The 13,577-nt window shown below is 40.4% G+C and carries 12 protein-coding genes; 7 read left to right on the top strand and 5 right to left on the bottom strand.

Annotated elements, in window-relative coordinates:
• Positions 1-164 precede the first annotated feature (164 nt).
• Positions 165-1,625: an exonuclease domain-containing protein gene (locus B2X72_RS15955; protein WP_244294275.1), complete on the bottom strand. Its 1,461-nt coding sequence runs from the start codon at positions 1,623-1,625 to the stop codon at positions 165-167.
• Between the two features lie 181 nt (positions 1,626-1,806).
• On the opposite strand from B2X72_RS15955, the gene B2X72_RS15950 reads away from it, so the two are divergent.
• Positions 1,807-2,088, top strand: a complete 282-nt coding sequence (locus B2X72_RS15950) for a GNAT family N-acetyltransferase (protein ID WP_145326772.1) — start codon at positions 1,807-1,809, stop codon at positions 2,086-2,088.
• A 90-nt stretch (positions 2,089-2,178) separates the two neighbouring features.
• Here B2X72_RS15950 and hutG read toward each other — a convergent pair whose 3' ends face one another.
• The 4 genes from hutG to hutH are packed head-to-tail and all read right to left on the bottom strand — an operon-like array spanning position 2,179 to position 8,020.
• Entirely contained in the window at positions 2,179-3,183 is a 1,005-nt protein-coding gene (gene hutG / locus B2X72_RS15945) for a formimidoylglutamase (protein WP_286850601.1), read from the bottom strand.
• Positions 3,180-5,198 (bottom strand): urocanate hydratase, encoded by a 2,019-nt coding sequence (locus tag B2X72_RS15940; RefSeq protein ID WP_286850599.1) that lies wholly within the window; start codon positions 5,196-5,198, stop codon positions 3,180-3,182. The genes hutG and B2X72_RS15940 overlap by 4 nt, the downstream gene beginning before the upstream one ends.
• A gap of 4 nt (positions 5,199-5,202) precedes the next feature.
• A complete protein-coding gene (hutI, locus tag B2X72_RS15935) occupies positions 5,203-6,453 on the bottom strand; it encodes an imidazolonepropionase (protein ID WP_286850597.1) in 1,251 nt (416 codons plus the stop codon).
• A 7-nt stretch (positions 6,454-6,460) separates the two neighbouring features.
• Positions 6,461-8,020: a histidine ammonia-lyase gene (gene hutH / locus B2X72_RS15930; RefSeq protein WP_286850595.1), complete on the bottom strand. Its 1,560-nt coding sequence runs from the start codon at positions 8,018-8,020 to the stop codon at positions 6,461-6,463.
• 77 nt (positions 8,021-8,097) lie between these two features.
• Between hutH and B2X72_RS15925 the strand changes: the two genes are divergently transcribed.
• From B2X72_RS15925 to B2X72_RS15900, 6 genes are all read left to right on the top strand, one after another.
• Positions 8,098-9,030 (top strand): LysR family transcriptional regulator, encoded by a 933-nt coding sequence (locus B2X72_RS15925; RefSeq protein ID WP_286850593.1) that lies wholly within the window; start codon positions 8,098-8,100, stop codon positions 9,028-9,030.
• A 117-nt stretch (positions 9,031-9,147) separates the two neighbouring features.
• Positions 9,148-9,438 (top strand): antibiotic biosynthesis monooxygenase family protein, encoded by a 291-nt coding sequence (locus B2X72_RS15920; protein WP_286850591.1) that lies wholly within the window; start codon positions 9,148-9,150, stop codon positions 9,436-9,438.
• A 109-nt stretch (positions 9,439-9,547) separates the two neighbouring features.
• Positions 9,548-10,054 (top strand): S-ribosylhomocysteine lyase, encoded by a 507-nt coding sequence (locus tag B2X72_RS15915; RefSeq protein WP_075992695.1) that lies wholly within the window; start codon positions 9,548-9,550, stop codon positions 10,052-10,054.
• Complete coding sequence (locus tag B2X72_RS15910) at positions 10,055-10,696, top strand: hypothetical protein (RefSeq protein WP_153847369.1); 642 nt, start codon at positions 10,055-10,057, stop codon at positions 10,694-10,696.
• 214 nt (positions 10,697-10,910) lie between these two features.
• Entirely contained in the window at positions 10,911-13,094 is a 2,184-nt protein-coding gene (locus tag B2X72_RS15905; protein ID WP_286850587.1) for a bifunctional alpha,alpha-trehalose-phosphate synthase (UDP-forming)/trehalose-phosphatase, read from the top strand.
• On the top strand, positions 13,094-13,577 hold a 484-nt coding region (locus tag B2X72_RS15900; RefSeq protein ID WP_286850585.1), incomplete at its 3' end, for a trehalase-like domain-containing protein. The genes B2X72_RS15905 and B2X72_RS15900, both read left to right, overlap by 1 nt.

Genomic DNA, 13,577 nt, shown 5'->3' with positions numbered 1-13,577 from the left:
ACCTAAATTATGAAAAGTCTTTTTTTAATATTCTACACAAAGAATATTTCAACTATTGGACCAAAATCGCGCATAAATTACTATTTCACATTTCTTTAACAGATTACTGAGATTGAAATGACTAAACGCAAGACATTTCCAAAATAAGAATAGAAAATATACTGTTAAAAGAAATTAAAGAGGCTATTCGGAGCCAATTTTTCATAAGAGAAATCAGGTTCTGCCGCAACATCAGGTAAAATCTTTGATTTTGTTAAGAAATGTATTTTAGCGGGTTGTCTTTCTGCTGCCATTTTGACCAATTCCATCATGTAGTGATTGCTCTGATATCTTTTAACTTGTCCTTTTATATCTTCAAACCTGCTATACTGGCCGTATTGATCAATATATCCCATTCCATAAAAAACACCATTTTCAATGACAATACAGCTTTTTTCATCGGAATTACGTCCTTTATCGATCAATACAAAGGATGGCTGCTGTTTGAGCCAATCCTCGATACAACGTTCCACCCGGGTATTGTGTAGGTCTCGATCGGGCAATTCGGTCTTCTTTAAAGCTTTCGTAGACAAACTGGCGTGCCCAAACTGACAAAATTGCGGATTAATAGCGTCCTGCTGAATAAAGCTTTGCAACAACTGTATAGCGTCATATTCCCGCTGAAACAACTGAATACATTCTTGTCCCCTTGTTGTCTTCCCAATTGCCAGATGGAGATAGCCATTTTGATCTTCATAAGAGAACAAACCAAATTTAGGCTCATACCGTTTAAGTGCTCTATTATATTTTGGCCAGAATTTTTTGATTTCAGCACATTCCAACAACAATGACATCAGCTCTGTCCCGCAGCACTCATAACTTATATGATGAATTTCTTTTAAGAAATGTTGCCTTTGCGCTTGAATATTATTCCCTGTAAAATGAGATAATACTCTTTTTTTTATATTGACGGCCTTGCCAACATAAATTACTTTTCCAGCTTTGTCGTGAAAATAATAGACTCCAGCCTCGTTGGGCAATTGTTCATATTCCAAGGGATTTAAATGCGGTGGAAAACGTTGATCTAGCGCTTTATGTTTAATCATATCCTGAAATACCTGTTCGGTATCTAGCACTTTCAAATAAGCAAAGAGAATGGCTGTTGCATCAGCGTCGCCACCCGCACGGTGCCTATTTTCAATCGGGATATCTAGATAATCACATAGGCGTCCCAAACTATAGGACAATAATCCCGGCTTTATTTTTCGCGCATAGCGTACTGTACACAATTTAATCGCCGACCACTCGAAACCCGATTCCTGAAGCTGAAATCGAATGAATGAATAATCAAAATTTACATTATGCGCAACAAAAATACGGTCTTTGAGCATTTCATAAATGTGCTCGGCTACCTGATCAAATAACGGAGCGTCCTTCACCATGTCATTGTCTATGCCCGTAAGCGCAAAAATCGAATTCGGAATCTCTTTCCCTGGATTCACCAAGGTCTCCCAACGTTCCAAAACCTGATTACCATCATGAATAACAATGGCAACCTCTGTGATCCTGCTCGATTTTGCATTGCCACCTGTAGTCTCTATGTCCACAATGGCAAATTCTTGTCTTTTGCTTTGATTTACACTCATAACGCAAAGCAAACATACTAAAAATATTAGCTATTTAAAAGGGTCACCGCAATTTTACAAAACACGGAAGCCAATTATACAATCTAGCTGATAGAAATAGCTGTTTTTCTAAATCACTGTTCATATTATATATTGCTGGATTTTGTCTATTTTGTACTTTTCTTTAATTAAATTCATGCTCATGGAAGTAATACAAAAAAATGACGATAAACATGGTAGCTTTGAGGTTATCGATCAGGAAAAGTCAGTGGCACAAATGACCTATACCTGGGCTGGCCCTACAAAATTCATTATAGACCACACGGAAGTAAATTCTGAATATGCAGGAAAAGGGCTAGGTAAACAGCTATTGATGGCGGCAGTGACTTATGCACGTAAAGAAAATTTAAAAATTATGCCTTTATGTCCTTTTGCAAAATCAGTTTTTGATAAGGATCCAGCATTAGCCGATGTGCTTTTTTAAGACCTCGCCAATATGAAAAAAGATGGTTAGATTCCTGTCGCAATGTATCTAACCATCTTTTTTGCCCCCTGTTTAGCTAATGAGCAGTTGCTAATCAAGTTTAATTGCTAATTTGTTTATCAACTTAAAAATGAGATCAGCCGTTAGTTTGGCCGTTCTGGAATCAATATCAAAATGGGGATTGAATTCGGCAAAATCGACAGATTTTAGATTAGGCAGATCCAGTAGCATATCGTAGATCGTAAAAAACAAATGATCAGGAACTATACCGTTAAATGCCAATGCACTTACTCCCGGTGCATAGGCTGCAGCGAAAGCATCAAGATCAACCGTCAAATACACATAATCCACTAATTTGGAAAAACTAACAATTTTTTCCCTAATTAAATCCAGCTTTTCAATGACTAAACTCTCTCTTTCAATAATCTGCACATCCTTCTCTTTGGCATAGTCCAGCAATCCCTTGGTGTTACTAATTCCCTGAATACCAATCGCCAAGTAATGAAATGGCAAATCAGCTTTAGACTGATCCTGCTCGATTTGAAAGAAGCCTGTTCCAGAATTCCCTTTGCCATCCTGCAATGGACGGATGTCTAAATGGGCATCCAAATTAATAATGCTAAGACTTTGGTTACGACTCTTTAGAAATTCTTTAACACCCAAATAATGGCCGTAAGTTACTTCATGGCCACCACCTAAGATGACTGGAAATCCTTCTTGTTCGAGAATACAATTTAATGCAGCCCCAAGCCCCTGTTGAGATAGCTCTAAATCACTGTCTTTTATAAGTATATCACCGCAGTCTTTAAGTTTTAGTTTATCAGAAAAATGTACAGGAAGGTTTGTTAATACATTCCGAAGTGCTGTCGGTCCATCTTTGGCTCCTACACGACCTTGATTGCGTCCAACCCCCTCATCGCTACAGAATCCGAGAAAAGCAATGGACTGCCTTAAATCGGGCTGCTCGAGAAGATCAACACAATCCATTAATTGATGCCAACGCATCCATTCACGATCCTGCCCATCGATACGCCCCTTCCAGACCGCTTGGTCTCCTTTGTTGTATATTTCCGGATTATTCAACAATAAGTTCATTCGCTCAGATCAAATAATTGTTCAATAATATCGTCATCTACAAGTTGCGCGCGGGTAACTTGCAATGTCGTATTTTTCTCCATTGTACGATCTAGCGCCTGATTAGCTTCCTTATTTCTAGCCCAGGCGCGCCTAGCAATCCCATTATTCACATCAAAATACAGCATCTTTTCTAACTTAAAAGCTGCTTCTTCAGAGCCATCTAGCAGTAGACCGAAGCCTCCGTTGATGACTTCACCCCAACCGACTCCGCCGCCATTGTGAATAGATACCCAAGTGGCCCCCCGGAAACTGTCGCCAATGACGTTATGAATAGCCATATCTGCTGTAAATTGACTGCCGTCGTAGATATTGCTTGTTTCCCGATAAGGTGAATCGGTACCGCTCACATCGTGATGGTCTCTTCCCAAAACAATAGGTGCTTCAAATAAGCCACTTTTTACGGCTTCATTAAAAGCCTTTGCTATGGCAATACGCCCATTTGAATCTGCATAAAGAATACGCGCCTGAGAGCCTACTACAAGTCTATTTTTACCAGCTTCTTTGATCCATTGAATATTATCTTGCATCTGCTGCTGAATCTCCACAGGGGCTTCTTTTCGGAGCTTTTCTAAAACTGTCATGGCTATTTCGTCTGATTTTTGGAGATCCGAAGCCTTACCAGACGTGCAAACCCAGCGAAAGGGTCCAAAACCATAGTCAAAACACATTGGACCAAGAATATCCTGCACATAAGATGGGTAGCGGAACTGATCCTTTTTAGCATTCCATACCGCTGCACCAGCACGACTGCTCTCCAACAGAAACGCATTGCCGTAATCAAAGAAATAGGTTCCCTTGGATACATGCTTATTGATGGCATCGACATGTCGTACTAAGCTTTCTTGTACACATCGCTTAAACCGGTCAGGATCGGTCGCTAACAACGCATTGGATGCTGCAAAGGTCAGCCCCATCGGATAATAGCCTCCAGACCAAGGATTATGTAATGATGTCTGATCAGATCCTACCGTGATGTGGATATTTTCGCGATCAAAGGCTTCCCACACTTCGACAATATTACCGATATAGGCGAAGGAAATTGTTTCCTTTTGATCCATCGCCAACTGTACCTGTTCAACGAGTTCATCGATGTTTTCTACCAATCGGTCTACCCAACCCTGTTCATGCCGCTTTCTTGCCGCAACGGGATTTATTTCAGCGCATACGGTGATACAGCCGGCAATATTACCTGCTTTGGGCTGTGCGCCACTCATACCTCCCAAACCAGAAGTCAAAAACACCTTGCCTTGAATGGTATCGTCTACTGTTAAATGTTTTCGAAAAGCGTTCATGACAGTAATTGTGGTGCCATGCACAATACCCTGTGGACCAATATACATATAGGAACCTGCAGTCATCTGCCCATATTGTGTAACGCCTAAGGCGTTAAAACGTTCCCAGTCATCCGGTTTCGAATAGTTTGGAATCATCATGCCATTGGTTACAACAACACGAGGTGCATGTTGTGAGGAAGGGAAAAGCCCCATTGGATGACCACTGTAAAGATGTAAAGTTTGCTCATCTGTCATCTGCGAAAGATACTGCATGGTGAGGCGATATTGAGCCCAATTTTGGAAAACAGCTCCATTCCCACCATAGGTAATCAGTTCATGAGGATGTTGTGCTACAGCTGGATCGAGGTTGTTCTGAATCATCAACATAATAGCTGCCGCCTGCTTACTCACTGCTGGATAATCATCTATCGGTCGAGCGTGCATTGCATATTGGGGTCTAAAGCGGTACATGTAGATTCGCCCAAAACTACGAAGCTCCTCTAAAAATTCAGGTGCTAAAACCGTATGCCATTGTTTTGGAAAATAACGCAATGCATTCCGTAGGGCCAGCTTCTCTTCCGACTTGGTGAGAATATCCTTTCGTCTGGGGGCATGACTTATTGTATGATCTCGTTCTACTTTTGGAGGTAATACGGTCGGAATACCTTCCGCAACCTCACTCTTAAATGTATCTTCCATGTTGTTATATTGAGAATACTTCCTGACCATTTTTCCATACTGCTGTAGGCTGCAAGCTTCCTTGGTAGTAGGTAATATCCTGATAATTATCTGTTTTAAATAAACTAAAATCTGCTTTCATGCCCTTGGTCAACACGCCGCGATCCGACAGGTTTAAGGCTTTTGCAGCACGGTAGGTTAGTGCCGAAAGCAACTCCGCATTCGTCAACTTTTCTGCTGTTGCCAAAATACTCGCACTCGTCAGTAACTGTCCCATGGGCGCGGACCCTGGATTCCAGTCACTTCCTATTGCCAAACATGCACCTGCATCCAGCAACTTTCTAGCAGGTGTAAAACCACATCCAAGGCCAATAGAGGCTGCAGGCAGCGCTACAGCAACAGTAGTTGAGTGTGCGATAAGTTCTATTTCAGCCGCAGTTGATGCTTCAAGATGATCCGCAGATTGAGCACCGAGTTCTACAGCAATCTGACTTCCCGAAGTGGTAAACTGATCGGCATGAATAGTCAGATCAAAACCCATTTCTTTTGCTTTTCGTAAATAGGCCACAATGTCTTCCCCCTGAAAAGCTGTTTTTTCGATAAATGCGTCAATCCGATTCGACAGCCCTTCTGATTTCAATAGGGGAAAAAGATCTGTTGTGATCAGATGAAGATAATCTTTTGCGGATCCGTCGAAGTCCCGTGGGAGCATATGTGCAGCCAAACAAGTTGGAATAAGGTCTGATGCTGTACGACGATCCGATTTCTGAATGCCCCGTAATATCTTAAGTTCTTCTTTAACATTGAGGCCGTAACCACTTTTAACTTCAATTGTTGTGATTCCTTGCCTTAATAGAAAATTTGCGCGCTGGATAGTGAGATCAATCAATTCTTCTACGTTACAATCCCGCGTATGGGAAACGGTGCTCCAGATCCCACCTCCTGCCGCTGCAATCTCCAGGTAGCTTGAGCCTGCATTTCGAAGGGCGAAATCATTCGCTCGATTACCGGCAAAAGCAATATGTGTATGGCAATCAATAAAGCCTGGCAGAGCAACCTGATCTCCTTCTACAAGTACAAGTGCCGCCTCCTTTCCCCATTGCAGTTGTAGTTGCTCAAAATCCCCCACTTCCAATATATTGTTACCTGCTATTAAAATACCTCCTTCTTTAATAATAGCCAATTGTTTATCGTGGAGCGTCCCATTAACGGGCATATTTGACATCGTTAATACCTGCCTAAAAGGTCCAACTAATTTCAGCTCTTTTTCCATCATTCTTCGTTTAAAACATTTCAAACCTTTGTTTCAAATCCGCTTCAATCTCACCTGTAGCATATTGACGATGCAATGTGATCAGTTCGCCTGATTTTACGAGCCTTTGTGCCTCAGTCAGCAGCTCTTCCATAGGTTGATCGGATTCAATATGCGGAATAGACTGGCGAATTCTTGCATGGATAGCTTCCAATGCTGCAGTCGATTTTAATGGCTGATGGTAATCCTTGGCCTGTGCCGCACATAACAGTTCAATACTTAGTATTTTATCGACATTGTCAATGACCTGCAGTAATTTTCGGCCGGCAATAGATCCCATACTGACATGATCTTCCTGGCCTAAAGAGGTAGGAATACTATCTGCACTTGCAGGAAAACAAAGTCCTTTATTCTCACTTGCAATCGCGGCAGTGCTATATTGTAAGATCATAAATCCTGAATTGAGACCGGTTGACTTCATTAACAATTTTGGGACTCCGTTGGTTTGACCTTCTAAAGACAAATAGATCCTTCGGTCCGAAATATTGCCAATTTCCGATGCGGCCAGTGTGGCATAATCCAAAGGCAAAGCAATTGACTGTCCGTGAAAGCTACCGCCACTAATGGTTAGTTCATCATTAATGATCACAGGATTATCGGTCACTGCATTTATTTCGATTTCTATGGTATCCTTCAAATGAAACCAAGCGTTGCGTGATGCTCCATGGACCTGAGGGATACAACGCAGCGAGTAGGGATCTTGTACACGAGAACAGTCTTTGTGGCTTTCCAAAATAGCCGAGCCATGAAGCATGTTAAAAATGCTTGCAGCGACATAGCGGTTTCCTGGGTGCGGGCGTAATTGATGTAATTCTGTAAAAAATGGTTTTATTGAACCATTTAAGCCTTCAATCATTAAGGTAGCAATAATGTCAGCGTTCTGTAGTACACGATTTAACTCGGCAACAGCCATCACACCATGTGCAGCCATAAATTGAGTTCCATTGATTAAAGCCAGCCCTTCTTTTGCGCCCAGCTGAACCGGTGCCATACCGTGTTTTTCCAAAACGGCAGCTGTCTCCACAATCTCCCCTTCTACGTTAACTTTTCCTAAACCAATCAATGGTAAAAATAAATGTGACAATGGGGCCAAATCACCCGATGCGCCGACAGAACCTTGTTTGGGAACCACAGGAATGACATGATTTTCAATATGCCAAATAATCCGCTCAATCGTCGTATACTGAACTCCTGAAAATCCTTTAGAAAGCGCGTGAACTTTAAGAATAAGCATCAATTTGGCCAAATCGTTGGCTATAGGTTCTCCCATACCCACAGCATGGCTTTTGAGAATATTTTCTTGTAACAGCTGCGTTTGACTTGCATCAATAAGTGTGGTACACAATGGACCAAAACCAGTATTGATCCCATAGACAACCTCACAGCGCTCAACTATTTTCCTGACATAACTGGCGCTTTGCTCGATCTTATCCTTGACTTCGGGGGAAATTTCCCCGGTAACCGTTCCTTTTGCTATCGCTAAAGCGGTGGAGCATGTTAGCTGCCCACTGCCATATAAAAATTTTTCCATTATCATAACTGCTTTACTCAAATGTACTTGCTATATTTGATAATTAGAAATACCATTTTTATCATCAATTGATAACCATGAATTATCAAATAGAGCTAAGACATTTACTGTATTTTAAAGTATTGGCAGAAGAACTGCATTTTAGAAGGGCTGCCGAAAAATTGTTTATTGCGCAGCCAGGCTTGAGCAGGCAAATTAAGCAGCTGGAGGAATCCTATGGCGTAACACTCTTTGAGCGTAATAAACGAAATGTTCAAATGACTGAAGCGGGGATGTATCTCTTTCAGGAGGTGAAAGAACTATTTAGGCACTTGGATCAGATTGAAACTCAACTTCAAAGTTTTGCCAACGGTAAAATAAGCACCTTAAAGCTGGGGTTTATCGGGTCGGCTGTTCAAACAATCTTACCGCAATTGCTTGTCACCTTAAAACAGCAGCAGCCTGATATCGAGTTATCACTTCACGAACTAGCGAATGAAACCCAACTGGATCTGCTGGAGAAAAAAGAACTGGACTTAGGGTTTGTTCGTCTTTCCGAAACGCCCCCCGGGTTATGTAGCCTGCCTATACATACAGAGCATTTTAGCCTCGTTTTACCCAACAATCATCCCCTATTGAAGTCGCCGCAACCAAGTCTTGATGCGTTCAAAAATGAATCATTTATCTTATTTTCCAAAAACTATAGCCACTCTTATTATGATCTCGTGATGAGTATTTTTAGTGATCATAAGTTTATCCCCAAAGTTACTTTACGCACAGTGAATGCTTTAACTATTTTCAATATGGTTGCTCAGGGACTGGGGGTTGCAATAGTTCCTTCATCTTTAAAGAACGGATACCATGTTGATGTCACTTTCCTTGAATTGAACACTTTACCACAACGAACAACGCTCTCCTTAGTTTGGAATGCCCAAAATCGTAATCCCGGTATTCCATTAGTTATTCAGATCATCGCTTCGCAAACCAACAAAGCTGGACCTGATACTGCCGACATAAACAATAATAGCTAAGCCTGCATCAAAAGAATGTCAAATAAATTGTTCGGATAAGCTTGTTATTGTATTGCATATAAAAAACAAATTCTCTAAGTTTGATATATTTACTAAACTTTATTTAAAAAACGAATTATGATTTTAGAAGTAGCTGTATTACAAATTATTGAAGGGCAACAGTCCGATTTTGAAAGAGATTATAAAACAGCTTGCCAGTATATTAGTGCGAGTAAAGGTTATATCACGCATTCCTTACGTAAATGTATTGAAAAAGATAACCAGTACATTTTGTTGGTTGAATGGGAAACTTTAGAAGACCATACCATTGGTTTCAGGGGGTCGGCATTATTTAAGGAATGGGAGAAACTTTTACACCATTACTACGATCCATTTCCAACAGTCGAACATTATGAAGTGTTAAAATAGCAGTTTTGTCGTCCTTTTCTACAATAATCTAGTATCTTTGTAGAAATTTTTGATATTCAACTTTTAACCCCTATAACGTCACAAGCGTTATAGCTTTGAACAGAACAAGATGTACACAAAAGAAAAAGCAAAAGTAAATAGTTTTACGGTAGATCATACCAAGTTAAAACAAGGGATCTACGCTAAAGCTTCTACAACCAATAACAGCAATGTTGAAAGTTATACAACTTACGACATTCGCATGATCAGACCGAATTCTCCGGAGCGTATGCTATCACCTGAGGTCATGCATACCTTAGAACATTGTTTTGCAACAGAAATTAGAACCATCTTAGGTGATGAAGTTATTTATGTTGGGCCAATGGGTTGTTGCACGGGATTTTATGTTGTATTGGCTGGAACAGCGAAAACTCCTCAGAACGTGGCGGAATTGATGAAAGAAGTATTAGAGACTGTTCTTACAGAAGGATACGAAGTACCTTTCCAAAACCCGATTAGCTGCGGAAATTACACATTCATGGATTTTCCCACATCAAAACAGGCTTGTGTTAACTTCTTAAATCTAATTACTGCCGAAGAATTGGAATTTGAGTATCCATATATCGAAGAAAATTAAATGATCCTGAATAAAGATATTGAAACGATTATCTTGGTAGCAAATAAAAATGAGCTATCTTTTAATTCGACAAGTGAATCGACTTTTGTATACGAAATTGGTGTAGGTAAAGTAAATGCGCTCCTGTCCGTAGCTACGCTTTACGAAGACATCAAAGCATTAGGGATTAGTCCTGTTCTTCTCAATGTTGGCACGGTAGGTTGTACAAGGCATCCGATAGGCCATGTCCTTTATCCGGCATACTATGCACAAGGGGATGCTTATACGGATGGATTTTTCCTGGAAAACACCTTGTTTTTTAAAGGTCAAGGCGTATTGGAATCCATATCTCTTGATGAATTTCGCTACGAAGATGCACTTTTGACATCGGATCGTTTTATCAATGTAAATACTGCTTTTTATCAGGATATCAAACATTTTAATCCTTTGGCATTTGATATGGAATCTTATGCCCTAGCGAATTTCTGTTTTCAAAAAAATCTCACCTTTCATAGTATTAAAATTGTTTCAGACAATTGTGATGGCACAGTTAAAGATTGGGAAAGTATTTTAGGAGAAATTTCAGGGAGATTAGGTGATATTCTCGATCAATTCATGAAAAAGCTGGATAACGAAAAAGCTGCTGCGGTCAGTATATCGTAATCTAATGAAATAGCAAAAAAAAAGACCTGTAGAAATAGAGGTCTTTTTTTTTGCAAATTACCGCGTTCTTTCTTCAACAGCTTCCCTATTGTCTTTCTAATTTGAATTTATTCAAACTATTCTCTCCCGAGGTTGTTCAGATAAGTGGATTACAAGCCCATCGTTATTTCAATATAACTCTTCCACACTGCAAATAAATCGATCTAATATTCTTATGAAGAAAAAGAAGAAAATAATAATTTCAAATAGACTGCCGATACAAATAGAGCGAAAAAAAGAAAAATTAATCATCAAGCCGAGTGCGGGCGGACTGGCAACCGGTTTAAATTCCGCCTTTGATACGGATGAAATACTTTGGGTTGGCTGGCCGGGAATTGTTCCCAAAGATGAAGAGGAAAAAGAAAAGATTGTCGAGCTTCTCAAACCGATGAACTTGCTTCCTGTTTTCTTATCCAAAGATGAAATACGCAATTTCTACGAAGGTTATTCCAATGAGGTCCTCTGGCCTATTTGCCATTATCAGCCGAGCTACATCCATTTTGACCGCGAATATTGGTCTACCTATGTCATGGTAAATAAGAAATTCTGCGAGGCTGCGCTTTCTATCGATGAGCCATCCGATTTTATTTGGGTCCATGATTATCAGCTTATGCTGCTCCCTCAACTGCTGCGTTCAGAAAACCAAGAGCTCAACATCGGTTATTTTCACCATATCCCCTTTCCTTCAGAAGAACTCTTTATGAACATTCCGCAACGTAAAGAATTGGTTGAAGGTTTACTGGGAGCAGATCTTATCGGATTCCATACTTTCGCCGATAGTCAGAACTTTCTAAATGCCTGCAAAAAAATACTGCATGTATCATCTGGACATAACCAGCTCAAGTACAAGGATCGTCATATATTTATAGAGTCCTTTCCAATGGGCATTGATTTTGATAAATTCGTCGAAGTCAGCAGTCAGCCTAAAATACAGGCCATTGCAAGCCAATTCCGGAGCCATTTTCCCGATCAAAAAATTATTATAGCTGTCGATAGACTCGATTATAGCAAAGGCATATTAGAGCGATTACGTGCTTTTCTCACTTTCCTTGAAAAATACCCCGAATGGCATACAAAAGTTGTATTGTATATGCTTATCGTACCCTCCAGGGATAAGGTATCGCAATACAAAAAACTGAAAGATGAGATTAACCGGAAGGTGAGTGAAATCAATTCCATTTATGGAAATCTAAGCTGGACACCGGTACTATATTTTTACAAATCACTTCCATTCGAAGAGCTGGTTGGATTATATGTTGCATCCGATATCTGTATGATTACATCTACGCGAGATGGGATGAATCTTGTAAGTAAAGAATATATCGCCAGTAAGACTTTATCAAAAGGGGTATTGATTTTAAGTGAGTTTGCAGGCGCCTCCAAGGAACTTGTTGATGCCTTGATTATTAACCCCTATAATCGTACAGAAACGGCAGACAGTATTTACTATGCGCTTAAAATGCCGCCCGAAGAAATTCAGGAACGTACCGATGCCAATATTCAGATTATACAGAAGTTTAATGTGCAACATTGGGTGCAGCTCTTTACCAATCGTTTGGCTGAGACCAAAGCCATACAACGTGACGAATGGGCAAGGCGAATCTCGGATAAGGTATTGAATAGTATTTCAGAAAGGTATAGCAAAAGTAGCAATAGACTCTTTTTTCTGGACTATGACGGTACTTTGGTCAAATTCCAGAATCATGCCCAAAAAGCAACTCCGACGACCCTGTTGTATAACCTTTTGGATAATATCATTTCTGATCCACTCAATACATTGGTCATCATAAGCGGCCGATCACAAGAGAGCCTATCGTCTTGGTTTGACGGTCGATCGTACTATTTAGTTGCCGAACATGGCATTTGGTCAAATTTCCCAAATTTCAACTGGTCGTATAAGAAAGGATTGGCCCTCCATTGGATGCCTGAAGTAAAAAAGCTGATGGAAAAACTGGCCGATCAAACTCCGGGGGCTTACATCGAGGTCAAGCCCTACTCGTTAGCTTGGCATTATAGAAAAGTAGAACTGGGCTTAGGCGAACTTAAAGCAACTGAGCTAAAGGAGACCTTAAACCCAATGCTCAACGACTATGGATTACAACTACTGGACGGAAATGCTGTCATTGAGGTCAAAAATACAGAAGTTAATAAAGGTAAGGCGGCATTGGAAATCGCAGGACATATAAAAGCAGATTTCATGTTGGCTATTGGCGACGACATTACCGACGAAGATCTATTCAAGTATTTACCACAATCGACCATAAGTATTAAGGTAGGAAGCAACAAATCTGCAGCAAAATATTATTTAGATGAACAAGAAGATGTTCTTCAATTTTTAAATCAACTTATCGTAAAATAATGAACGAAAATACAACAGAAAACAGACATATCTACCAATCTGGAATCATTGGAAATTGTTCCTACATAGCGCATGTTGGCATCGATACAAACATATCATGGTTGTGCTGGCCATCGTTCGAAGATAGCTTTGTATTCGGCAGTATGATCGATAAAAATCAAGGTGGAACTTTCAAGATCAGTTCAGAGGAAGCAGTTGTGGAAACCAAGCAATATTACATCAAAAATTCAAATGTGCTCTGCACGGAAATCCATACGGAATCCTATGCCTATCGTATTACAGATTTTGCACCACGTTTTGAACAATTCGGGCGGTATTTTAAACCGTTGATGCTGATACGAAAGATCGAACCACTGCATGGTGCCCCTAGCGTCAACATCAGATGTCAGCCGACTGCTGACTACGGCCGATTGCCACTTAAGCCTACCCGTGGCAGTAACCATATTCTTTATAGCAACGATCAGGTCGGAGAACGGATTCGAC

Source organism: Sphingobacterium sp. UBA7253, from assembly GCF_002472745.1.
In the GTDB taxonomy this organism is placed as follows: Bacteria; Bacteroidota; Bacteroidia; order Sphingobacteriales; family Sphingobacteriaceae; genus Sphingobacterium; species Sphingobacterium siyangense.
This window is presented reverse-complemented; position numbering and strand designations above follow the sequence as displayed.